This window comes from Streptomyces bicolor, from assembly GCF_000719285.1.
GTDB classification, from domain to species: domain Bacteria; phylum Actinomycetota; class Actinomycetes; order Streptomycetales; family Streptomycetaceae; genus Streptomyces; species Streptomyces bicolor.
In genome coordinates, this window is sequence record NZ_JOFS01000035.1 from 52,337 (window position 1) to 74,513 (window position 22,177).

Annotated in this window: 20 protein-coding genes and 2 pseudogenes; 14 read left to right on the plus strand and 8 right to left on the minus strand. The window is 70.4% G+C overall.

The genetic code is table 11. The features are described from left to right. Positions 1 to 971 precede the first annotated feature (971 nt). Complete coding sequence (locus tag IF78_RS0135150) at positions 972 to 2,450, plus strand: amino acid permease (protein ID WP_031486618.1); 1,479 nt, start codon at positions 972 to 974, stop codon at positions 2,448 to 2,450. Continuing rightward, positions 2,438 to 3,499: a succinyl-diaminopimelate desuccinylase gene (gene dapE / locus IF78_RS0135155; RefSeq protein WP_031486619.1), complete on the plus strand. Its 1,062-nt coding sequence runs from the start codon at positions 2,438 to 2,440 to the stop codon at positions 3,497 to 3,499. Before IF78_RS0135150 ends, dapE begins: the two co-directional genes overlap by 13 nt. Before the next feature lie 45 nt (positions 3,500 to 3,544). On the opposite strand, the gene IF78_RS0135160 is transcribed toward dapE, so the two are convergent. After that, the gene (locus IF78_RS0135160) at positions 3,545 to 5,125 is read right to left on the minus strand and encodes a PucR family transcriptional regulator (protein ID WP_031486620.1); all 1,581 of its coding nucleotides are present in this window, start codon (positions 5,123 to 5,125) and stop codon (positions 3,545 to 3,547) included. A gap of 161 nt (positions 5,126 to 5,286) precedes the next feature. On the opposite strand from IF78_RS0135160, the gene IF78_RS0135165 reads away from it, so the two are divergent. Both IF78_RS0135165 and menC read left to right on the plus strand, forming a co-directional pair. Continuing rightward, positions 5,287 to 6,210 carry a chorismate synthase gene (locus IF78_RS0135165; protein WP_234439932.1) on the plus strand — a complete coding sequence of 308 codons (924 nt, stop codon included), beginning with the start codon at positions 5,287 to 5,289 and terminating at the stop codon, positions 6,208 to 6,210. Further along, positions 6,207 to 7,322, plus strand: a complete 1,116-nt coding sequence (menC, locus tag IF78_RS0135170) for an o-succinylbenzoate synthase (RefSeq protein ID WP_031486622.1) — start codon at positions 6,207 to 6,209, stop codon at positions 7,320 to 7,322. Before IF78_RS0135165 ends, menC begins: the two co-directional genes overlap by 4 nt. Here menC and IF78_RS45185 read toward each other — a convergent pair. Together IF78_RS45185 and IF78_RS46875 are read right to left on the minus strand one after the other, a co-directional pair. Continuing rightward, positions 7,282 to 8,061 carry a hypothetical protein gene (locus IF78_RS45185; protein WP_051828403.1) on the minus strand — a complete coding sequence of 260 codons (780 nt, stop codon included), beginning with the start codon at positions 8,059 to 8,061 and terminating at the stop codon, positions 7,282 to 7,284. The two genes, menC and IF78_RS45185, sit on opposite strands and share 41 nt — an antisense overlap. Positions 8,062 to 8,296: 235 nt before the next feature. Continuing rightward, positions 8,297 to 8,501 (minus strand): annotated as a pseudogene (locus IF78_RS46875) (transposase); the annotation flags it as partial. Positions 8,502 to 8,807: 306 nt separating this feature from the next. Between IF78_RS46875 and IF78_RS0135180 the strand changes: the two are divergent. Next, positions 8,808 to 9,245 carry an ATP-binding protein gene (locus IF78_RS0135180; protein WP_031486624.1) on the plus strand — a complete coding sequence of 146 codons (438 nt, stop codon included), beginning with the start codon at positions 8,808 to 8,810 and terminating at the stop codon, positions 9,243 to 9,245. Positions 9,246 to 9,269: 24 nt separating this feature from the next. Here the strand turns inward: IF78_RS0135180 and IF78_RS0135185 are convergent, their stop codons facing one another. The 4 genes from IF78_RS0135185 to IF78_RS0135200 all read right to left on the minus strand — a co-directional run bounded on the left by IF78_RS0135185 (position 9,270) and on the right by IF78_RS0135200 (position 11,474). After that, complete coding sequence (locus IF78_RS0135185) at positions 9,270 to 9,701, minus strand: ATP-binding protein (RefSeq protein WP_051828419.1); 432 nt, start codon at positions 9,699 to 9,701, stop codon at positions 9,270 to 9,272. Between the two features lie 160 nt (positions 9,702 to 9,861). Further along, positions 9,862 to 10,233: a hypothetical protein gene (locus IF78_RS0135190; RefSeq protein WP_031486626.1), complete on the minus strand. Its 372-nt coding sequence runs from the start codon at positions 10,231 to 10,233 to the stop codon at positions 9,862 to 9,864. Between the two features lie 49 nt (positions 10,234 to 10,282). Next, positions 10,283 to 10,516 (minus strand): DUF5133 domain-containing protein, encoded by a 234-nt coding sequence (locus IF78_RS0135195; RefSeq protein ID WP_031486627.1) that lies wholly within the window; start codon positions 10,514 to 10,516, stop codon positions 10,283 to 10,285. Between the two features lie 94 nt (positions 10,517 to 10,610). Then, complete coding sequence (locus IF78_RS0135200) at positions 10,611 to 11,474, minus strand: SigB/SigF/SigG family RNA polymerase sigma factor (protein ID WP_037641951.1); 864 nt, start codon at positions 11,472 to 11,474, stop codon at positions 10,611 to 10,613. A gap of 354 nt (positions 11,475 to 11,828) precedes the next feature. Here IF78_RS0135200 and IF78_RS0135205 point away from each other — a divergent pair, with 354 nt between their 5' ends. Next, on the plus strand, positions 11,829 to 12,704 hold the full coding sequence (locus IF78_RS0135205; RefSeq protein ID WP_031486629.1) for a SigB/SigF/SigG family RNA polymerase sigma factor: 876 nt from the start codon (positions 11,829 to 11,831) through the stop codon (positions 12,702 to 12,704). Between the two features lie 86 nt (positions 12,705 to 12,790). Here the strand turns inward: IF78_RS0135205 and IF78_RS0135210 are convergent, their stop codons facing one another. Beyond that, on the minus strand, positions 12,791 to 13,234 hold the full coding sequence (locus IF78_RS0135210; protein ID WP_031486630.1) for an ATP-binding protein: 444 nt from the start codon (positions 13,232 to 13,234) through the stop codon (positions 12,791 to 12,793). Positions 13,235 to 13,660: 426 nt separating this feature from the next. On the opposite strand from IF78_RS0135210, the gene IF78_RS0135215 reads away from it, so the two are divergent. From IF78_RS0135215 to IF78_RS50700, 8 genes and pseudogenes are all read left to right on the plus strand, one after another. Continuing rightward, positions 13,661 to 14,062: an STAS domain-containing protein gene (locus IF78_RS0135215; RefSeq protein ID WP_031486631.1), complete on the plus strand. Its 402-nt coding sequence runs from the start codon at positions 13,661 to 13,663 to the stop codon at positions 14,060 to 14,062. An 865-nt stretch (positions 14,063 to 14,927) separates the two neighbouring features. Continuing rightward, on the plus strand, positions 14,928 to 15,827 hold the full coding sequence (locus IF78_RS0135220; RefSeq protein ID WP_031486632.1) for an STAS domain-containing protein: 900 nt from the start codon (positions 14,928 to 14,930) through the stop codon (positions 15,825 to 15,827). Then, positions 15,824 to 16,246 (plus strand): STAS domain-containing protein, encoded by a 423-nt coding sequence (locus tag IF78_RS0135225; RefSeq protein ID WP_031486633.1) that lies wholly within the window; start codon positions 15,824 to 15,826, stop codon positions 16,244 to 16,246. The genes IF78_RS0135220 and IF78_RS0135225 overlap by 4 nt, the downstream gene beginning before the upstream one ends. Continuing rightward, positions 16,243 to 16,689, plus strand: coding sequence for an anti-sigma regulatory factor (locus IF78_RS0135230; RefSeq protein WP_031486634.1), 447 nt, complete (start codon positions 16,243 to 16,245; stop codon positions 16,687 to 16,689). Before IF78_RS0135225 ends, IF78_RS0135230 begins: the two co-directional genes overlap by 4 nt. Further along, a complete protein-coding gene (locus IF78_RS0135235) occupies positions 16,689 to 17,759 on the plus strand; it encodes an ATP-binding SpoIIE family protein phosphatase (protein WP_031486635.1) in 1,071 nt (356 codons plus the stop codon). Before IF78_RS0135230 ends, IF78_RS0135235 begins: the two co-directional genes overlap by 1 nt. After that, positions 17,759 to 19,501, plus strand: coding sequence for a PP2C family protein-serine/threonine phosphatase (locus tag IF78_RS0135240; protein ID WP_031486636.1), 1,743 nt, complete (start codon positions 17,759 to 17,761; stop codon positions 19,499 to 19,501). The genes IF78_RS0135235 and IF78_RS0135240 overlap by 1 nt, the downstream gene beginning before the upstream one ends. Before the next feature lie 450 nt (positions 19,502 to 19,951). Then, positions 19,952 to 20,402, plus strand: a pseudogene (locus tag IF78_RS44175) (transcriptional regulator). A 783-nt stretch (positions 20,403 to 21,185) separates the two neighbouring features. Next, positions 21,186 to 22,175 (plus strand): dihydrofolate reductase family protein, encoded by a 990-nt coding sequence (locus tag IF78_RS50700; RefSeq protein ID WP_324617297.1) that lies wholly within the window; start codon positions 21,186 to 21,188, stop codon positions 22,173 to 22,175. The last annotated feature ends 2 nt before the right edge of the window (positions 22,176 to 22,177 follow it).

Here is a 22,177-nt window from a genome sequence, read left to right on the forward strand (position 1 = left end):
CGCGCCTCGTCTGCCTACTCCGATCGGGTTGTCCCGGCACCGATTCGTGATGCGCTCTTACGGCGGAGTCCGCGCGGAGTCCGGTCAGGCAGCTGGCTGGAGCAGCAAGGCGTGGAGGTCGTGAATCCCCGGGCCGACTTCGACCTGCGGCACTGGATCGAGCGGGCGCAGCCGGCCGAGAGCGCCAAGTTCGACCCGCTGTTCGTCGCGGACGGCCCCGCCCTCAGCGGCACGGGCGAGTTCCGGTCGCCGGGCCGGCTCGAACCACTGACCCCGCTGACCGCGCTGTCCCAGGCGACCAGCAGGGTCGGCCTCATCGCAACCCTGTCGTCGACCCGCAACAAGCAGGGTCGCCAAGGCACCCTGGGAAGGCTGGGAGTCCGAGGCCGTCGTCGCGTCCAGGACCGAGCCGTCGGTCTTCGAACTCCACGCACGTCTACCGGACTTCATCCTCGCCAGGCCGAAGCTGGAAGGCTGGCAGAGCCGTTCCGGACTGATCATCGATCTCGCGGTGCCTAAGAAGCTGACGGTCCGGCAGATCATCTCCCGGCTCGGGGGCGGACGCGGCGCCCGTCCTACCGTCGGGCCTGGCGGCCCTCTTCGAGCACGCGCTGCCGATCCTGCGTGGCAAGGGGCTGTTCCATGAGGAGTAGGAGGGCACGACCCTGCGCGAGCATGACGGGCTCCCGGTCCCGGCGAACCAGTTCCATGCCTGACCCGCTCACGACTCCGCCGCCGGGCGTTCCAGCACGCGGACATGACCCCGCCGGGGTCCGACCACCGTATTGCCCGGTCCGAGACAGTTGATCACGCGGACGGCCGCAGCCTTCGGAATGCCGAACACATCCACCTCCGGCATTGGCCAGAAGGCCAAAGCACCTCTCACTGTCCTGGCCACCACGCACACCCCTCCCCACCCCGCCCTTCCGCATCATCAAGGGCCGGAACGGGAGCTATGAGAGGAGTGGCGCGTGGACACTGTGCAGACGAGACCGCAAACACCCGCGGGTGAGGTCGGGACTGCGAGCAGGTTGACGCGGCGGCGGGACGTCGCCGATCTGGTCGCCGAGGCCCGTGGTGGTGAGCTGCGGCGGACGATGGGGCTCACACAGCTCACGCTGCTCAGCGTGGGCGCCACCCTCGGCACCGGGATCTTCGTCGTCCTCGGCCAGGCGGTGCCCGAGGCAGGCCCCGCCGTCGTGATCTCCTTCGTGCTCGCCGGGATCACCGCACTGTTCTCCGCCCTGTCCTACGCCGAGCTGGCAGGCATGATCCCGGGCGCCGGATCCTCGTACAGCTATGCCTACGCCACGCTCGGCGAGCTGGTCGCGTGGGTCTGCGGCTGGTGTCTGGTGCTGGAATACGGCGTCTCGGTCGCCGCCGTCGCGGTCGGCTGGGGCCAGTACGTGAACGAACTCCTGGAGCTCACCGTCGGCTGGACGCTGCCGGAGTCGCTTGCCGCCCCGCCCGGCGCAGGCGGCGTGCTGAACGTTCCGGCCGCCGCGATCGTCGTCCTCGCCATGGTGGTGCTGCTGCGCGGCGCACGCGAGAGCGCCCTCGTCAACACGATCATGGTGGCGGTGAAGGTGGCCGCCCTGGTGATGTTCTGCGCCGTCGCCTTCACGGCGTTCCGCGCCGGGAACTTCCAGCCGCTGTTCCCGCTCGGCATGGCGGGTGTGAGCGCGGGCGCCGCCTCGCTGTTCTTCTCGTACATCGGCTTCGACGCCGCGTCCACGGCCGGCGAGGAGGCCAAGAACCCGCAGCGTGACCTGCCGCGCGCCATCCTCCTCTCCCTCGGGCTGATCACGGCGCTCTACTGCGCGGTGGCGATCGCGGCGGTCGGCGCCATGCCATGGCAGAAGTTCGCCGGTACCGAGGCCACTCTGAGCGAGGTGCTGGTCCGCTCGGTCGGCGGCGGTAACGTGTGGCCGATCCTGCTGTCCGTCGGCGCGGTCGTCGCCACCACGAGTGTTGTCCTCGCCGTGCAGTACGGGCAGACCCGCATCCTGTTCTCGATGGCGCGCGATGGGCTCGTGCCGCCAGTGTTCGCCAAGGTGCATTCGAAGACCGGAGTGCCCCGCGCCAACACGGTCATCGTGTCCGCGTTCGTCATGGTGCTCGCCGCACTGGTGCCGCTGGGCGCTCTCGCCGACGCCACCAGCATCGGCACCCTGTTCGCGTTCGCGCTGGTCAACTGTGCCGTGCTGATCCTGCGCCGGCGCAGCCCCGCAGCACCGCGCAGCTTTCGGGTACCGCTCGCGCCGGTGACGTGCCTGCTGGGCATGTTGTGCTGCGGCTATGTGATGTGGGGGCTCGGCACCGACACCTGGATCGCGTTCGGGCTGTGGATGGCGGTCGGGTTCGCGATCTACGCGCTCTACGGCATCAAGCACTCCCGGCTGAACCGGCCGGCAGCTCCGCAGGAGGAGACCGTCGTATGGCCTCGCTGAACCCGACCGGCGACCTGGTGGATCTTGCGCGGGCCCTGGTGGACATCCCTTCCGAGAGCGGGGACGAGACCGGTCTCGCGGACGCCATGGAGTCCGCCCTGCGCGGCTGCGTGCACCTGACGGTGGAACGCATCGGCAACTCCCTCGTGGCCCGCACCGACTCGGGCCGCGCCGAGCGGGTGGTCATCGGCGGCCACCTGGACACCGTCCCGGCCGCCGGGAACCTTCCTTCCCGGCTGGACGGTGAGCTGCTCCACGGGCTCGGAGCGTGCGACATGAAGGGCGGCGTCGCCGTCGCCCTGCGCCTCGCGGCCACCCTCACCGCACCGGTGCGCAACGTCACGTACGTCTTCTACGAGTGCGAGGAGGTGTCTGGTGACCGCAACGGCCTGAACCGCATCGCCGCCGAGCGCCCCGAGCTGCTCAAGGCGGACCTCGCGATCCTCATGGAGCCGTCCGACGCGGGCGTCGAGGCGGGCTGCCAGGGCGTCCTGAACGCGGACATCACGGTGCGCGGCGAGCGCGCGCACACCGCCCGCTCATGGAAGGGCGTCAACGCCGCGCACCGAGCGGCCGCCGTGCTCCGGCGCCTCGACGACCACGCCGCCGAGCGGATCGTCATCGACGGCCTGGAGTACCGCGAAGGGCTGAACGCGGTCGCCGTGCGCGCGGGCATCGCCGAGAACGTCGTCCCCGACACCTGTGTGATCACGGTCAACCTGCGCTTCGCGCCCAGCCGTTCGGCCGGGCAGGCCGAGGCCTATCTGCGCGGACTCTTCCCCGAGTACGACGTCGAGGTCACCGAGGTCGTGCCGGGCGCGCTGCCCGGGCTCGGACAGGGCCCGGTCGCCTCGCTCGTCGAGGTTCTGGGTGTCACCCCCCGCCCCAAGCTGGGCTGGACCGACGTCGCCCGCTTCGCCGCGCTGGGCACGCCCGCGCTCAACTACGGCCCCGGCGACCCGACGCTCGCGCACACCGCCGGGGAGTACGTGCCCGTGGGGCAGTTGCGGGAGTGCGAGGCCCGGCTGGCGGCCTGGCTGAGCGGCTGAACGCCAACCGGTGATTCCCGTCTACGGCCTGCCCGCAGGTGGGAATCACCGGTCGGTGCCCCGCAGGCCACCGAGCGTCCGCAGCTGCAACCACAGCACCAACCGCTCGTCCGGTTCGTCCAGATCGATGCCGAGGTGCTGCTGCGCCTGCCTGATGCGGTACCGGCAGGTGTTGGGGTGCACGGCGAGCAGCTTCGCCGCGCGCGCCATGTCGCATCCGGCGTCCAGCCAGCACACCAGGGTCCTGGCGTAGTCGGTGCCCTGCTCGGCGTCGTACGCCAGCACCTCCCGCCAGGCTCCTTCCGTCAACTCCCGCTGCTTGCCGATGAGTTCACGCAGCCGGAGGAGGGTGACGCGGGGGCGTACGTCGGTCACGGCAGCGACATCCTCGTCCGGCCCGAGCACCCGCAGGACGAGGTCGGCGTCGTCCCGTGAGCCGCGCACGGCCGCCAGGTCCGCGACCACGTCACCCAGCCCCGCCCGCACCGGCACCCGCAGCGCCTGACCCGCGCGGCGCACGATGTCCTCGACGAGTCGCTTGTGCCGCTCCCCACCGCGCTCACCGGCCACCGGCAGCAGCGCGTACACCCTCCCGTCCACCAGCACGCACGCGTGCCGCCCGTAGCGCGCCTCGCACTGGAGCCGTACGAGGTCCAGCAGCCGCAGTGCGGTCTGTTCTCCGTCTGGCGCGGACACCGCTCCGTCGAGTGCGAAGGCCGCGACACGGACCGGGGCGTCGGCGGCGAGGCCGAGGCGGTGGGCGGCGCCGGCGGGATCGGCGGTGCCGTCGAGGAGACGGCGCAGCAAGTCGCTCGTCAGGTGCCGGGACAGTTCCTCGCTTGCCCGGGCCCGCAGCAGGAGGAGGGCGGCCGTGGATGCGCCCCGGGTGAGCGCCTCCTCGGCATCGGGGCCGAGGTGCCCGTCGTCGACGGCCCACACCGACCCCAGCGTCTCGCCGCCCGCGCGGATCGCGACAGCAAGTCGCGGCAGCTCGTCGCCGTCGAGCGCGGCGAGGCGCACGGGTCCGGGGGCGGCGAACAGGACGCGGTATTGCTCGGTGTTCTCGGGGCTGCTCGGTACCTGGCGGCCCAGGATGCCCTGCCGCCTGGCCTCGTCGACGGCCTGCCCGGGGACGGTGGAGTAGGCCAGGATCCGCTGGCGGGCGTCCTCGATGACGACCGCACCGCCCACGGCCGCGGCCACCGCGTTGGCCAGCGCGAACAGGTCCCCGAAGGCGGCCCCGCCCCCCGCGGGGCCGGGCCGGGAACCGCTCGCGGACGCCAGCAGCAGGTGGACGTGGTGCCAGGCGGCTTCCTCGTCGACGGTGAGCAGCGCGAGGCCGTGGGCCTTCGCCGCCGCCACTGTGTCGGGCTGCCCGTCCCTGTCCCGTACCACGAGCCCGGCCATTCCGGCCGCCGCGGCATCGCGGGCCAGCGGCTCGACCTCACCCGCCCGTGCCCCGACGCACAGCAGCAGGGCGCCGGGCGCGCTGCGCGGAAACGGGGCCCTGGCGTCGTGCAGAAGGACCTCCGAGACGGGTGCGGTGAGGCTGGCCGGGGTGGTGAGCACACGGAACATGGGCTCGCCGAGGGTGTCGAGAAGTTCCTCGAGGGTGCAGGCGTCCATGGGCGGAGCGGTCTCTTCGGTGGGTGGCGGTCACATGAGGACGATCGGCATTCTTATCGGACGGTGACCGCTGAGGGCCTTGGCTGATCGCAACAGAGGTCTGGGATCTTATTGTGCCTGAGGACAATGGCCGACAGGTCCTGGCCCTGGAGACTCAAGGCATGACAGCTGTGACGAGCTCCACCGCTGGGTCCGGTGCCCCGGACGGTACGCCGAACGTGGGCGCCCTCGCCGACGCCGCGGCCCGTACCGCCGGGATCACGGTCCGTACGGTGCACGACGTGGCCGGAATTCGTGCGGTGGCCGACTTCTTCGCCGATGTGTGGCAGACGCCGCGTGCCACCCCGCCCTACCCCTCGGAGGTGCTGCACAGCCTGGTGCACGCCGGTGGCGCGGTGCACGCGGCGTACCCCGCCGGGCCGTCGGGTGAACGGCTGGCCGGGGCGGCGGTGGCGGTGTTCGGGCCACCCGCCGAGCGGGAGTTGTACTCGTTCGTGGCCGCGGCGAGTGCGTCCGGCCGGGGCGTCGGCTTCGCGGTCAAGCAGGCGCAGCGGCTGTGGGCGCTGGAGCGGGGCGCCACCACCATGCGCTGGACCTTCGACCCGCTGGTCAGCCGCAACGCCCGCTTCAACCTGGTCAAGCTGGGTGCCGTCGGCAGCGAGTACCTCGTCGACTTCTACGGCCCGATGAGCGACGGTGTGAACGACGGCGACGAGAGCGACCGGCTGACCGTCGCGTGGGACCTGGTGACCGGGACCGCGCGGACGGACGACCCCGCCGAGGGCCGCTCGGCCGCCCATGTCGTGCGCCGGGCACCGGACGGCGGCCCGCTCGCCCTGCGCGACACGGACAGGCTGTGGTGCCGCGTGCCCGAGGACATCGTCGCTCTACGCGCCGCCGACCCGGCCCTCGCGCTCGACTGGCGGCACGCCGTGCGTGAGATCTTCACCGAGGCGTACGGCGAGGGCCTGCGCGCGACGGCCATGTCCCGCGACGGCTGGTACCTGCTGACCCGCCACCCGTCCCCGGCCACTTCCAAGAACCCCTCCGACCCCTCCCATTCCGCTTGCGAGGAGCAGGAATGAAGCTCGAACGCGTTGAACTGCTCCACGTCGCCATCCCGCTCGTCACCCCGTTCCGTACCTCCTTCGGGACGATGACCAGCAAGGACACCTTCCTGCTGCATGTGGTGACCGACGAGGCCGAGGGCTGGTCGGAGTTCGCCGCCGACCCGCAGCCGCTGTATTGTTCGGAGTTCGTCGCCGGCGCCGAGATCGTCATCCGGGACTTCCTGCTGCCGCGTGTCGCAGCCCTGCCCGAGCCGACGACCGTGTTCGTCACCACCGCCATGGCCTCCGTCAAGGGCCATGAGCTCGCCAAGGCCGCACTGGAAACCGCCCTCCTGGACGCCGAACTGCGCGCCTACGGGATGTCGTTCGCGACCTTTCTCGGCTCCGTCCACGAACGGGTGCCGGCTGGCGTCTCGGTCGGCATCAAGAACTCCGTGCCCGAACTCCTCGACGACGTCGAGCAGTACCTCGCCGAGGGCTACCTCCGCATCAAGCTGAAGATCGAGCCGGGCTGGGACGTCGAGCCGGTGCGCGCCGTACGCGAACGCTTCGGCGACGCAATCCCGCTCCAGGTCGACGCCAACACCGCCTACACGCTCGCTGACGCCGAGCACCTGCGCAGGCTCGACGACTTCGGGCTGTTGCTGATCGAGGAGCCGCTGGAGGAGAACAACCTCCACGCCCATGCCCAGCTCCAGAAGCGGCTGGCCACCCCGGTCTGCCTCGACGAGTCGATCCACTCCGCGCGCGACGTGGCGTCCGCGATCGCGATGGACGCCTGCCGGGTCGTCAACGTCAAACCGGCCCGCGTCGGCGGCTATCCGGAAGCTCGTCGCATCCACGACGTGGCCGCCGCCCACGGCGTGCCCGTGTGGTGCGGCGGAATGCTGGAGACGGGCATCGGCCGCGCCCCCAACCTGGCACTCGCCGCCCTCCCGGGCTTCACCCTCCCTGGCGACACCTCCGCCTCCAGCCGCTACTTCGCCGAGGACATCACCGAACCCTTCGTTCTCCAGGACGGCCACCTGCCCGTACCGACCGCCCCGGGCGTCGGCGTCGACCCCCTGCCGGACGCGCTCGCCCGGTTCACGACGGGGACTCGGGTGTTGTATGCGGGACGGAAGTGATCAAGCGGCGGTGGTGACGGTGGCGTGGGCGGAGCCGTGTGGCCGGCAGCTGGTCGGGCACCTGGATGTCAGCCCGCCGCCGTCTGAGGGTGAACGGAGTCGTACGACAGGAGGGGATTTCGTACAAGCGGGACGGCTCCACGCCGACCGTAACGGCATCGGCGTGCTGTTCGAGTACGAGGGGCACCCGGCCCGTCCTCAGGGGCGACGCCGACGCCACACCGGACGACGTTGCCATCGCCCGGATTCTCAGGTCCGGCACGGCACGAAGGATCCCATTCGAAAGGAGGTTGCTTTTCTGCTCCCGGGTTGATTCCCGCACAAGCCGAATCCGCGTTCCGGCATCACGGTGCAGATCGTAGAACCTGCGCAGCACCGTCTCGCTGTGGGCGACGGTCGACGGGGCATAGCCGAGCCCAGGGGGCATTTTCCCGGTCACCGGATTCGGGGCGCCGACGCTGCGGGCCGGCCGCCGCTTGGCCGTGGTCGCTCGCGGGTTGACCGTCAGCTGGATCCCGCAGCTGAAATCCCGAGCATCCACGCGCGTCGCTCGTTCCCACGACACCTCGACCGCCTGCAGGAACCGCCACCTCCGCAGCAGGTCCATGCCACAGGAGCGGACGGTCGCCGCCGCCTTCCCGGCCGCGAGCAACTCCTGGAAGAACACCGCGACCGGTGCCACGGCCGCGCCGTCGGCGTCGACGAGCCGATAGGGCTCGTATCGGTCACCGGTCTCCACCAGCCGACCCCACCGAGGAACGGCCAACCTCGACAGATCCCGCCCGGACAGATGATCGTTCATCACGACCGCAGTCCGTACTGGGCGGCAACCCCACCTGTGTTCTGAACTGCACAATCAATGTGGTTTGTTCAGTCAACGGGGCGTGCTCATGTACGCAGTCGGTGCCGTAGGCGCGTCCGCAGTCGCCGAGAGCGAGCTTGCGGCGCTCGAAGTGGCCGAGGAACTCCTCCCACTCCAGGCGCTGCCAGACGCCGGCCTCGTTCCAGTCCCACAGCCGTCGCCAGCAGGTCATGCCCCGAGCCGAAACCGAGTTCCTGGGGCAGGTACTCCCACTGGATTCCGGTGTGCAGCACGTACAGGCTCCCGCACAGCACCTCCCGCTCCCGCAGCGGTTTCCGGCCCGGGTACCGAAAGCGCCGCTCACGCCGCGGCAGCAGCGGCTGCTCGCGAGTTCTGCATGGAGGACCTGAAGTTCCCGTTCGCCGATGCCGCTGCTGTCGGCCACATGGCTATGTCGCGGTCCCCATCCCCGGCGGGCCGCTGTCGCGTCGACTTCCCCCGGACCTCAACCGCAGACGTGTACGAACGCATGGGCTTCGCCATCCCTCCACCACGACAATCCCGAGGGGTCACGGTTCCCACCGGTTTCGCACGCGTATCCGCGCGGTGGCTGGGAACCAGCAGCGGTGGAAGCAGTACGACAAGTCACCGTGGCCGGCGGCGGGCGGGCCGGAGAAGGTGTGATGGCGACCGAATCGCATGGGGGCGGCAAAGCGTCTTCGGAAGACAACCAGGACTGGGAGGTCAGGTTTGACGGGGGATTTGGTGATGTGACCGGAGCCCGCCTCGGCGCGGAGGAGTTTCTGACCCAGCTTGCGCGGTCCTCACCGCCGGCGACGCCCGAGTACCGGGACGACATCCTGCTGGTCGTCAGCGAGCTTGCCGCCAACGCCATCCAGTACGCCCCGGGGCCGTTCGGAGTGACGATGCGTAAGGGGTACGACGGTGTGCACGTGACAGTCAGCGACACGAGCACTACCGCACCGGCCCCGCGCCCCTTCCACCCGGGCAAGGGCGGTGGCGGCGGTATCGGCTGGTATCTGATCCACACCTTGTGTGACCAGGTCAGCGTGGTGGTGCGTGAGGACGGCAAGGACGTGCACGTGTTCCTGCCGTGGTGAGTTGCCCGCCCCACGAGCGCACACTTACATCAGCGGCACCAGCACGCTCACCGTCTTGCCGCCCTTCCGGCGGCACTCGATGTGGATCTCGCGGGACAGGCGGATGATCAGCGGCCATCCGTAGCCGCTGCCCTCGTGCGCGTGGGGCAGTGTGCCGGACCCGTAGGCGGCGGAGGGAACGGCGTCGCTGTAGTCGTGCACGCTCAGCCGCACGCCCTCGGGAAGAAGGTCCACCTCGAACCCGGCGAGGCCGCCGCCGTGCCGTATGGCGTTGGTGACCAGTTCCGACACGACCAGCAGGAGATCCATGACGGCTCGCTCACTCGCCGGGCCGGACGGTGCACACCAGTGGTCTCCCACGACCGCCCGCACGTGACTGCGTGCCGTCGCCGCGCTGGTGACCGGGACCGACCGGGTACGCGCCGTCGCGCCGTCCCGGGGCGAACGGCGCTGCACCGGCCTCACGGTAGCTCGTGCGCTGCCGGCGGCATGCCCATCACTTCCCGAGCATCGCAGGCAGACACCAGGAGGACTTCGGTTTCTGTCACTTCACCATTCCTCGCACGCTGTCGTCTCCGCTCCTCGTGGTCCGTTCGGGGCGCGCATGTGGCTTCTGCTACCCGCTTGCGCCCGAACCATGGGGCAAAGCGGCGTAATAGGCACCGACGGCGGACAGGTACTCAGGATCGAGCGTCTCGCGGTCCGTCCTGAAGCGGGGAGCCGCCTTGGCTTCCGCTCGGGTACACGCCACCGTGATCGTCCGGGTCTCCAGGTCGATACTCGTGACCGTGCCCGCGGGGATCACCAGACTCCTGCCGAACACCCATGCGCCGGTGTCGACGATCAAGTGCCGCAGGGGAGTGTCGTCGGCCTGGCGGTCGACATGACCGATGACCCCGTCGGTCGCCTCGACCGTGAAGCCCGTGAGGGCATGCCCCTCCTGGTGGCCGCTCCCAGGAGGGTACGACCAGATTCCGCCGGTGCTCACATCGTCGCCTTCTTCCTTTCGCTGCCTCTTGCCTGTGCGTTCGCCCAGCTCAACCGGCGATCGCCGACGACTCGGAGTCGTGCCAGGCGGCGAGCAGGCGGCGGGCCGTTTCCACGGCCCGGCCCACCTCGCGCGTTCCGGTCGACACGCACAGTGCGCAGGCCAGGTCCTGCGCCCACAGGTCGCTTCGGCCCGCACCGGCCTCCCCGTCGCCCTCTCGGGTCGTGAGCGTCTGGTACTCCTCGACGAGCCTGCGCAGCATCGCCGGATGGGGCATCAGCATGTCGATCGGCTCCTGGAAAGTCGTCGCCGCGCCCGCCCGCCGAGCGAGGCGGCCGGGCCTGCGTAGGGGCCTCGGGAACGCGGCTGCTGCTGCGTCATCCGGCCCTGCCGTTGTCGCCGCGGTCCTCCGGCCCTGGCTGTGGGTCCAGGACCTCGTGCCGCACCCGCGCGCAGCACCGGCTGATGAGGCGGGAGACGTGCATCTGCGAGATGCCCAGGCACTCGGCGATGCGGCTCTGGGTCATGTCCTCGAAGAAGCGCATGTACAGGATGGCGCGCTCACGTTCGGGCAGGCGCCGCAGACCTTCCTTGGCCGCCTCCCGGTCGATGACGACGTCGTACGCCTCCTCGCAGGTGCCGAGCGTGTCGGCGAGGCTGAAGCCGTCGTCGCTCGAGGACATCTCCGCGTCGAGGGACAGGGTGCTGAAGCTCTCTATGGCTTCCAAGCCGGCGTTGACCTCCTCCTCGGTGAGCCCCGTGTGGGCGGCGATCTCCGCGACCGAGGGGGCGGAGCCGCCGGGGGAGTCGGCGAGGTCGCGGCGCGCGATCCGCACCTTGTTGCGCACCTCCTGGACACGACGGGGGACCCTGAGGGCCCACATCCGGTCGCGGAAGTGCCGCTTGATCTCCCCGGTGATGGTGGGTACGGCGTAGCTTTCGAAGGCCCCTCGTCCGGGCTCGTACCGGTCGATGGCCTTCACCAGTCCCAGGGCCGCCACTTGGCGCAGATCCTCGAGTGACTCACCGCGATTGCGGAACTTGCCGGCAATGCGGTGGGCCATGGGCAGCCACGCCTCGGTCAGCCGGTCGCGTACCGCGTCTCGCTCGGGCCCATCGGGCAGAGCGGCCAGGTGGGCGAAGTCGGCCGCGGTGTCGGGGGCGTCGTCGTGGACGCGTCCGCCGGCCACGCGGGGACGGGCAGAGATGTCGGAACCATGTGCGGACGGTTCAACCAGCATGCGGGAACAGCTCCTGAAAATGCGTTCTCAGGGAATCTCCGTGGGAAACGGTGCACGGGGCACTGGGCCCCGGAGCGGTCACACCTCACGCACCGGTGCGCCTCTGGTCCGAAGCACGAAAACCCGCATGCCCCGCGACCGGACACGCAAACAGCCGCGGATCCACGAGGGTTGACACAAGGCCCGGTGTCGGCCGGGATCTCCACCGACGGCGTGTCCGGATCGAGCGCACCAAGGGGCGAGTTCGCGCCAGAACTCATCACGGTGAGGTGTTCCGGCCTGCAGAAGGGGAGTGAGCCGCGCGAGCAGGGGCACGCGGGGAAGGACGCAGGTTCCGGCGATATGGAGGGCAGCATGGCAGCCGTGACGGTGGCGCAGGCAACGGCCACGGCACAGGAGACGGTCACGACGGACGGGGCGGCGCTGCCGCGGATCGAGGATCCGACGAGGGTGAGGCCCCAGGAGGCACGCGAGTTGTCGCGTCAGTTCTTCGACCGACTGGTCATGCTGGAAGAGGGCACGCGTGAATTCCAGTACGTGCGCAACACGCTGATCGAGATGAACCTGTCGCTCGTGGGGTACGCGGCGTCGCGCTTTCGCGCCCGCGGGGACTCGCTGGAGGACATCGTCCAGGTCGGGACCATTGGGCTGATCAAGGCCATCGACCGCTTCGAGGTGTCCCGTGAGGTCGAGTTCACGACGTTCGCCGTCCCGTACATCGTCGGCGAGATCAAGCGCTTCTTCCGCGACACGAGCTGGGCTGTCCATGTGCCGCGCCGGCTGCAGGAGGCGCGGGCGGAGCTGGCCAGGGCGACGGAGGAACTCGGTTCCCGGCTGGGCCGTACGCCGACCACCCGCGAGCTCTCGCAGCTGATGTCCCTGTCGGAGGACGAGGTGATCGAGGCTCGCAAGGCCTCCAACTGTTACCAGTGTGCTTCCTTGGACGCCGCCGTCGCGGGGGACGCGGAAAAGGGCGAGTCCGTCCTGGCCGACCTCCTCGGTGAGGAGGATCCGTCGCTCGAACTCGTCGAGGACTTCCACTCATTGGCACCCCTGATCGACGGACTCGACGACCGTGAACGCCGCATCATCCATCTGCGTTTCGTCGAGGAGCTCACCCAGGCGCAGATCGCCGACCGGATCGGCGTCTCCCAGATGCACGTCTCGCGGCTCATCAGCCGCATCATCAAGCAACTGCGTGCCGGGCTGTTGGAGCCCGAGGTCGCCTGAGCACTGTCGTCCGGGTGGGCCGTGGCCGAGTGGCCGTCGGCCCACCGTCATGTCCGGGTCAGGTGCTGTCGACCGGGCGCGGGCACTCAGTTGAACAGGGGAATCACCGCGGTGACGCGCTTGCCGCCGGCCGGAAGATCCGACACCACCACGTCGCGGGACAGCCTGCACACGATCGGCCAGCCGCGGCCTGAGCAGCGTCGTCGTCCGTGACGGTCGACCGGGTCGAGAGCGACCGGACGCCGCTGCTCCCGGTCACTGACGGACAGGTACAGGTTCTGGCCCACCACCTCGGCGTCGAAGTCGGTGATGCCGCCGCCGTGCAGCATCGCGTTGGTCGTCAGTTCCGATGCCACCAGCAAGGCGTCCGAGAGCGTGTCCGGTGGGCACGCGGTACCCCGGGCGCGCGACTGTTCGGACAGCACCCGCCGCACGGCTCCGCGTGCCTCTGCCGGACTCCGCGGCCCGCGGCGCACTCGGCCCGCTCGGGTCGAGCTCCTGGTGGCGCCGGTCCGGTACATCTCACTCATCCTTTCGCTCCCTGACGGAGGCGACGGGAGGGAGAACCCGCCGTGCGTCCATGACGGACTCTGAGGCAGGCCTGAGTTCCCTTTCTCTCCTCCACATCCGTGATGCCTTCCTCCTCTCCGCGTGACCAGTCGGCGAGCCGCCAAACCGCCGCTCGAACCCATGCGCACAAAAGCAGCCAGAAGCACGACGGAGTGCCACTGCCTCGCACCACCCCTGTGTGCTGTGAGCATTCGGGGGTAGGCGGGCGAACGCATCGACGGACGGTCAACAGCACGCGCGGGGCAGGAGTGCCACGCCCGAAACCACCCAAGACGGCCTCCAGGGGCCGGTCACGGGGCCGGTCCCGGGGCGTCTCAGCGCCGCGATGCATGAAATCCGTCCGTCGGGGCACCCGTGCCGATCGCCAACGCCTGTGGGAGGTTTTTGTGTCCGTTGCCCAGAATCCCTTGTCGATCAATGTGGAGCTGCCCCGGGAGGACGCCGTGCTGCTCACGGTCGAGGGCGACCTGGACATGGATACAGCGACCGAGTTGCAGCACCATCTCGCCAACCAACTCCACCATGGCCGACGCCACTTCCTGCTCGACATCGCCGGCGTTCCCTTCATGGACTCGTCCGGCATGAACATCGTCCTGCGCGCCTATCAGGAGGTGCGGGAGGTCTCGGGCGGGGTGTACGTCATCTCTCCGACGCCCGCCGTCCAGCGCATCCTGGATCTGACCGGGGTCAGCATCACCGTCCCGATCGTCGGCAGTGTCGATGAGGCGCTCGCCACCGCGGACTCCCGGTCGCCGCACCCCGAGCCTGGGGCCTCGACGGACGAGTGAAAGCAGCTTCCCCGAGAGGCAGTTCATCGATCGTGAGCCGCAGCCGCAGCCGCAGCCGCAGCCGCAGCCGCAGCCGCAGGGTCGGCAGTTGCCGTGTGACGACCACGGCGGTGAGGACGACAGCGTGAGCCGGGTGACGGACACCGCTGCTGTCGAGGTCCCGGCCCCGCAGGACCCCAGCGACTCGGCGGCTCCGGCGGCCACAGGTGAGAATGGCGTTTCCGACATCGTGAGCACATTCGTGGCAGCCCGCAGACGCTTCGCTCCGCGGCCCCGCACCGACTGGTGGACGGGGCCGGTGAAGTACCGTGCGACGGCTATGCGCCGAAGCGCGTTCAACCGCGCCCGGCCGACCACGGCCTCGCCACGGTCCATCCCGTTTACGCGGCTCCGATCCCCAGGGCCCGTGCCGACGTACCGCAGCCCGGCCGGACGGGCTTCCGGATCCCAGGACCCCGTCGTCGACAAGCCGACCGACGGCCAGGCATGCCTGTGTCCGCCGGCGGTCGTGCTCGGCGACCGGCCCGGCGTCCCGGCCGTCACGATGCCTTCCGTCGGCCCGGTCGGCCACGCCCAGTACTGCCAAGACGCCCACCTGTCTGTGCTCCTGCCCGACCTCGATCGGAACGTGGGCGGGCTGTCGGTCGTCGACGCCGGCTCCCCGCGGATGCTGCCGCCGTGCGGCCGAGGTCCCCCCGGGTGCCGTCCTGAGAGAACGTCGGGTCACCGTGGTACGGCAGTGGCCTGCGACGTCGCGCTCGTTCTCCGTCCTGACCGGCCGGGGCCACGGCGGGCGCCTTGACCGTACCGTCCGGCGCTCCCCGTGCGGTCGGGGACAGCGCACACCGTATGAGGAGGGAAGCACGTGCCGGAGCAGCAGGCGGCAGAACACCAGACCAACCCGGTGGAGGAGGTCGAGGCCTTCCTCCGGCGACGCCGTGAGCAGATCGCCCAGCGCTGGGCCGACGCGACGCTGTTTCGCACCGTGTTCACCGTGTCCCGGGACGAGGCGGTGGAAGCCGGACGGACAGTGGTGGAGGCGTTGGCCGCGGTGGCCGCCTCAGGGCGGGTGGAGGATGCGGAGGCGGACGGGTTCGCGGTCGTGCGCGAGCAGTTGGCGCGTACGGCGCATTCCCGGGCCCGTGCCGGCGCCACCCTCGCGCAGATCTCGGCCGAGATGGACGCGTTGCGACCGCTCGTCACCGACCTCCTGCTCGACGAGCTCTCCGAAGCGCCCGCCGAGCACTTGAGGGAGTGCACGACGGCGCTGACCGTGCTCATGGGCACACTGCGCCTGGTCATGCTGGAGACGACGACGATCGCCGGGCAGGAACTCATCAACCGTCAGCGGCTCGAACTCCTGGAGATCGCCACCCCCGTGATCAAGCTGTGGGAAGGCATCGTCGCCGTCCCGCTGATCGGCACTCTGGACAGCGCCCGCAGCCAGGTGGTCATGGAGACGCTCCTGGACGCCGTCGTCGAACAGCACGCCCGCATCGCGATCCTGGACATCACCGGAGTGCCGACCGTCGACTCCCTGGTGGCGCAGCACTTGATGAAGACCGTGGCGGCCGCGCGACTGATGGGAGCGGAGTGCATAGTGTCCGGGATCCGGCCCGCCATCGCTCAGACCATCGTCCACCTCGGCATCGACCTGAGCTCGGTGCTCACCCGCGCCAGCCTCGCCGACGCCCTGGCCTACGCACTGCAGCAGCAGGGAGCGCACATCGTGCCGAACCCCGCCTCGACCGTGGAGGCCCGGTGACCGGCGCCGCCACCTTCCCGCACGAAGGACACGTGCCGGTCCTCAGGCTCGGTGGGGTGCTCCTGGTCACCCTCCAGGGCGACCTGTACGACAGCACTGCGGAACAGCTCCAGCAGGACATCGGCGCGACCGTCGCCGACAGCGCGATCAACGGTGTCGTCATCGACCTCTCCGGTGTCGAGGTCGTCGACTCCTTCATGGGGCGTGTGCTCAGTGACGTCGCGGCCATGACCCGGCTGCTGGCCGCTCAGACCGTGGTGGCGGGGATGCGCCCGGCGGTGGCCATCACCCTGGTGGAACTCGGACTGACCCTGCCGGGGTTGCGCACGGCTCTGAACACCGAGGAGGCCCTGCGCCTGCTCGGGGCCGAGGTGTCGGCCCTGCCCCGGGCCGGGCGGGCCCACCGGGAGAGCCCGTGACCCACAGCACCGGCAGTGTCTCCGCCTGCCTGCCCATCCACTCGGACCTCGATCTGGTGCGAGTACGGCAGCACGTGCGGCAGATGACCGCCCAACTCGGCTTCCGCCTGGTAGAGCAGACGAAACTCGTCACCGCCGCCAGCGAGCTGGCGCGCAACGCCCTCATCCACGGCGGCGGAGGCCAGATGGAATGCACGCCGGTGAGCAGCAGCGGCGGGGTCCAGGGGCTGCGGCTCGTCTTCAGCGACCAGGGCCCCGGCATCGCCGACCTGGACCAGGCCCTGTCCGACGGCTACACCTCCGGCGAGGGGCTGGGGATGGGCCTGGGCGGCGCCCGGCGCCTGGTGCACGAATTCTCCATCGACAGCCGCCGCGGCGTCGGCACCACCGTTACGGTGACGTCATGGACCTCCCGACCGCCCCGTCCTCGTGAGGCGCCCTGATGCCACGCGTGTGGGAGGTGCCGGTGCACGACTCGACCCGCGTACGCGACGTCCGCGTGGCGGCCGGGGCCGCGTCCCGCCATGCCGGGCTGGCCGAGGACAGGGTCGCCGCCGCCGAGCTCGTGGCCACGGAACTCGCCACCAATCTGCTGAGGCACGCCGGTGGCGGGCAGATACTCCTCGACCTCGTGGGGCCGGTGGTTCCGGCCTACGGCGACGAGAGGATCGCAGTGGTGCAGATCATGGCCGTCGACCACGGACCGGGCATGCCCGACACGGCCGCGGCGCTGCGCGACGGCTACTCCACCTCGGCATCCCTTGGTGCTGGCCTCGGCACGTGCCTGCGTACGGCCGACGACTTCGCCCTGCACAGCACACCGGGGCGGGGCACGGTCGCCATGGCCAGGATCGCTCCCGGCCCGAACCGCGACGCCGCGGGCCCGCACCCCGCCCCTGTCCCGGTACGGGCCGGCGGCGTCAACATCCCCTTCGTGGGCGCGGAGTTCTCCGGCGACGCCTGGGCGTGCGTCCGGACGGGCGACCGCGTGACGCTGATGCTTGCCGACGGCCTGGGCCACGGCCCTCAGGCAGCCCGTGCCTCCTCCGCCGCGGTGGAGGCACTGCGCAGCGCGCCCCACCTGTCACCGGCGGACCTGCTGCGGCGGCTGCACGGTGCGCTGCGCGACACCAGGGGCGCGGCCGTGGCCGTGGCGCAACTCGACGTCGCCGCAGGACAGCTGTATTTCGCCGGAGTGGGCAACGTGGGGGCGCGGCTGCGTCGTGGTGAGCGCTGGCAGGGGCTGGTCTCGCGTCCCGGCATCGTCGGTGCCCACCTCCCGGCGAGGCTGCCGCAGTACCAGGAGCTCTGGATGGACAACTGCCTCCTGGTCCTGCACAGCGACGGCCTGCCGAGCCGCTGGAGTCCCGGCCCGGCCGCCCACGCCCCGGCCTCCCTCGACCCCGCCGTGATCGCCGCGTCGATCGTGCGGGATGCCAGCAGCCCCGCTCTGCCGGTGCGCGACGACACGGCCGTTGTCGTGCTGAGTCCCTTCCCCTCGGACGGCTCGTGATGATCCGCACCTGGTACGTACGCACCATCACCGACGCCGCGCAGGCCCGCATCGCCACCGCGCGGCTGGCCGCCGCGTGCGGAGTGGTTCCCGTCGAGCGGACGCGGCTGGTGGCCGCGCTCACCGCACAACTGCGGCAGTGCCTCACCAAAGGGGGTGACTGGCAGGTGGGCGTGGACGTGGCTGTGCCGCCCGGTGGGGGCGCCTTCCGCGTCGAGGTGGCGCCGGCAAGGCGTCGCCCGGAGGACCGGCAGCCTCCGTGGCGGGCGTCGGTTCCCTGCGCCGAGGACGTGGACGTCTCCGGCGCCGAGCCGGCGGCCGACGACCCGGCGACCCTGGCCGAGGCCCTGTTCGGCGCCGACGAGGACGCGGCCCTGCTGCTGGAGCGGCTCGACGAGCAGGAGGCACTGGTCGCGTTCCACCGCGAGGAACTCCACCAGACCAACCAGGGCGTCCTGGCGCTCCACGCCGAACTGGACGCCGCCGGCCGGGCCCAGCGGGAACTCTTCGCCGCTGAGCAGAAGGCCCGCAAGGAGGCGGAGAACGCCCGCGGCCGGCTCACCTTCCTGGCCGACGCCAGCGCCGCCCTGACGGCCTCCTTGAACCACGAGGCCATCGTTGGGCTGCTCCCCGCACTGCTGGTGCCGCGGTACGCGCGCTCCGTCGACGTCTGGCTGTTCGACGGTGTGGACGACGAGCTGGGCGGCGGCCCGCATCCGGCCGCCGCCGTCCTCGCGGCCCGCCGCGGCCGCCCGCAGTACGCCGCCGATCACCCGGGCGGGCTGCCCGGCGTCGACGACCAGCCGCCCTCGGCCCTCGACCCCGGCCGGCCCCTGCTGTGCATCCCCCTGCTCACCCGGCGGGCATCGCAGGGCGTCCTCACGCTGTCGCCGCCCGGCGAACGCTGGGACCCGGACGACGCCGTCATGCTGATCGAGCTGACTCGACGGGCCAGCATCGCTTTGGAGAACGCCAGACGTTTCGAGCACAACCGGGACATCGCCGAGACTCTGCAACGCGCTCTGCTCACCGAACTGCCCACCACGCCCGGCCTGAGCCTGGCCGCACGCTACCTGCCCGCCACCCGCGGCCTGAACATCGGCGGCGACTGGTACGACGCCTTCCGCCAGCCCGACGGCAGCCTGATCACCGTCATCGGAGACGTCACCGGACACGGACTGCACGCCGCGGTGATGATGAGTCAGCTGCGCACCGCCCTGCGCGCCTACGCCGTCGACGGCAGCAGCCCCGGCCAACTCCTGACACGGCTGCATCAGTTCCTGCACCGCCTGCGCCTCGACCTCTACGCCACCGCGGCCATCGCACGCTTCCACCCCGACGAACCCACACTCACCTGGGCCGCCGCCGGTCACCCGCCACCGGTGCTGCGTACCCCTGACGGCCAGGTGCGCACCCTCGACGCCAAGCCCGGTGCCATGCTGGGCATCCCCTTGAAGCAGGAGATCCGCGACCACACCGTGCCGCTCCCGCCCGGATCGACGCTGGCGCTGTACACCGACGGTCTGGTGGAGCGCCGCTCCTGTGGGATAGACCCCGGCATCCGGCGCCTCACCGAGGTGTTGGGCGGCTTGGGCAGGACCGAACTCGAAGAGAACCTGGAGGCGTCGGCCGACCGGCTCCTGCACCCGCTGCTGCATGACTCCGAACACGAGGACGATGTTTGCCTGTTGCTGTGCCACGTGCACAGCAACGCGCGACGGCAGCGCGCGCCGCAGTCCTGAGCGCCCAAATCCGGGAAACGGCCGCCGGCCAGCCCGAGCAGGTGCAGTGCTTCGTCCATGACGATCAAGCCCGCCTCACACAAGCCTTCACCCGCGACTACCTCTACCCGGGATACGAAGACGTCGGCACCTGGACCACGGCCAACGCCGCCCAGCCGCCGGCGTCCGTAAGATCAGCACCTTCTTGGGAGCGCGATGGTGTGCTGCCCCATCTGTGTGCCGCGCGCGAGCACATCCCGCATTCGCAGGCGCAGCAACCGCACCCCCGTACTCGTCCAACGCCATGGCCGCACCGTAACTCGAGCTGTCATGCGCCACGTTCACGCAACTCCCGAACCAGCAGGTCAGGACCTGGCGTGTGCTTGACGGCAACTCCTGATGTGGGAACCGAACGTGCTGGAATCTGGTCGCGCCACAAAGCAGCGCACGCCACCGTGAAAGAGAATTGAAGTGCCAGAGCGCACCATGGAATTCGGGAAATACGGGGCCCGTGGCATGAAAGGCCACGAGGCCGTCGCACGGCAGCTCGATGCGCTCGCCAACTTCGTCGCCACCCCGATCACTGCACGCCGCGGGTTGCTGGCCCGTCCGCACTACCTCACCCGCACCGACCACGCCCGCCAGGCAGCCCGCGAGGGTCGGCCTCACCCTCACCGACCGCACGCTCAGGGCATGGCTGGACGGCAAGCGCAGCACTTCGAGGAAGAATCTGCAGAACATCGAGACCGCCTTCGTGTCCTTCCGCACGTTCAACGTCCGTCACTGGGACCGGATCGTCGAGGCGTGGGCCAACGAAGACAACGCCGCCTTGGGCGACGCCTGGATCAGCGACGCAACCGTGGACCTCGGCTCCGAATGGGGCCAGTACGAGTGCGTCACCAACATCGGCTTCGCGGCCTGATGCAGCAAGGGCGCCTTGCGGTCCGGTAAAGAGCCGCGTCGTGAGAGACGGGCCGCCCGCCGGAGCGGCCCGTCTTCTTCCGGTTGGAGGCCTGGTCAGCCGTCGCCGCGATGACCGACTCGATACCGCGGCGACGCGCATAGGTGCGCGGGAGGAGTACGTCTTGTCGCCGGCCACGGCCCTGGGAGGTGCCGGGGTGAATCGAGCGTGCTCGTCTTCCCGTCATTTCGCATGGGGCGGTGAAGGACACGGGTCAACAGCCGTTCCTGATGCGGGTGCCGGCCTCCAGGGTCCACCCCAGCGAGCGGTGGCCCGCCCGCGGCTGCGGCCGGTTCGGGCGCAGGTGGTGCGGCTGACTGACAGGGGCATGCGAACACGGCATTCCCGGGCGGGCAGTCCTGTGGCGGGGTCTGCACCCGGGCCGGGCCGGTCGCTGATCGTGGCCGCGGTGATTCTGGCCGCCGGCCCGGTCCGGGAACTGCAGGAGACTCAGCTGCGGGATTCCGGCCCCGACCACCGCAGGCAACCCTCGCTGCACGCTGCGGGTCAGCCGAACGGCCGACGCGGTGGTGATCCCCATAGCCGTCATCGCATGATCCGGAAGTTCTGAGTGCCCGAGCGGCTCTGCCGGTGCCTGCCCTGGGAAGATCAGTCACAGCAGCCCGGCGGCGTCTGGCCGCCCTGACTCCCGGCGCTGCGAGACCGGCGCCGGCCGCTGCCGGGGTCCGGGTGCGGCGCCGGCAATGGCCGTACGATCGCTTGGACCTCCCCAGACGATGGGTTTTGCGTCTCGCGATCGGTGACTGGCTGTGGCAGAGCAGCCTGTGGAAGGAAGGAGAGCCCAATGTCGAGCTCAGGGATGAACTTCATCGCGGTCCTCATCCGTCCTTCCGGTGCGATGAGCTTGAAGCCATGCTGATCTGCTCGATGAGTGTCTCGGTGGACGGCTTCATCACCAACCGCGAGGGTGGTTTCGGGTGGATGGCCCCCAGCGAGGAGTTGTTTCGTTTCCACGTCGAGCGCGCGCGTGAGCTCGGCTGCTATCTGTTGGGCCGCAGGCTTTACGAGATCATGCTGATGTCGGAGACGGACGCGTCCCTGTGCGACGACGAGCTCAGGGCCGAGTTCGCCGACGTCTGGTGCGCTCTGCCGAAAGTCGTCTTCAGCCGCACACTCGACAGCATTCAGGGCAACGCCCGGCTCGCCAGGCCGTTGGCGGCCGAAAAGGCCGCTGCGGTGCTCGCGGCGACCGACAAGGACGTCTGCATCGGCGGCGCCGGCCTGGCCGCGGCGGCGATTCGGGCTCGGCCTCGTCGACGAGCTGCGTACGTTCCGCTATCCGGTCGTCGTGGGCAGCGGCACGCCGTTCCTGCCGCCGGTCACCGAAGGCGGTCGGCTGGACCTGGTCGAGACCAGGACGTTCGGCTCACGCGTGATCTACGAGTGCTACAGGCGCGCCCCGCGACGAGTCCGCCGGACACAGCCGTCCGTCCCCGCGGTGTTGCCGGCCAGTCCAGCGACGACCTGGTGGCAGGCACGTTCAGGGCGGAGGCGGGTTCCGCGACGTGCGCGGCCGGCTCCCCCTCCAGTCCGAGCGCGGTCGGTGCGGTGAGCTGCGAGCTGTCCCCGGCCCGGTGCCGACGTTTGGTCTCAACACCATCGATGAAGGCGTCCCGACGAGCCCCGATGAGCGAGAACGAACGCCTGGACGCACTCGGCCGACCGCTGACCGGCACCGACACACCCGTGCGACTGCGTGCCGCTTGCCGATAAGG

Excerpts from the sequence above, each read along its gene's own strand:
- dapE (WP_031486619.1), top strand. The coding sequence starts at position 2,438 with ATGGCCTCGCTGAACCCGACCGGCGACCTGGTGGATCTTGCGCGGGCC.
- IF78_RS0135160 (WP_031486620.1), bottom strand. The coding sequence starts at position 5,125 with ATGGACGCCTGCACCCTCGAGGAACTTCTCGACACCCTCGGCGAGCCC.
- IF78_RS0135165 (WP_234439932.1), top strand. The coding sequence starts at position 5,287 with ATGACAGCTGTGACGAGCTCCACCGCTGGGTCCGGTGCCCCGGACGGT.
- menC (WP_031486622.1), top strand. The coding sequence starts at position 6,207 with ATGAAGCTCGAACGCGTTGAACTGCTCCACGTCGCCATCCCGCTCGTC.
- IF78_RS0135180 (WP_031486624.1), top strand. The coding sequence starts at position 8,808 with ATGGCGACCGAATCGCATGGGGGCGGCAAAGCGTCTTCGGAAGACAAC.
- IF78_RS0135195 (WP_031486627.1), bottom strand. The coding sequence starts at position 10,516 with ATGCTGATGCCCCATCCGGCGATGCTGCGCAGGCTCGTCGAGGAGTAC.
- IF78_RS0135200 (WP_037641951.1), bottom strand. The coding sequence starts at position 11,474 with ATGCTGGTTGAACCGTCCGCACATGGTTCCGACATCTCTGCCCGTCCC.
- IF78_RS0135205 (WP_031486629.1), top strand. The coding sequence starts at position 11,829 with ATGGCAGCCGTGACGGTGGCGCAGGCAACGGCCACGGCACAGGAGACG.
- IF78_RS0135210 (WP_031486630.1), bottom strand. The coding sequence starts at position 13,234 with ATGAGTGAGATGTACCGGACCGGCGCCACCAGGAGCTCGACCCGAGCG.
- IF78_RS0135235 (WP_031486635.1), top strand. The coding sequence starts at position 16,689 with ATGCCACGCGTGTGGGAGGTGCCGGTGCACGACTCGACCCGCGTACGC.
- IF78_RS0135240 (WP_031486636.1), top strand. The coding sequence starts at position 17,759 with ATGATCCGCACCTGGTACGTACGCACCATCACCGACGCCGCGCAGGCC.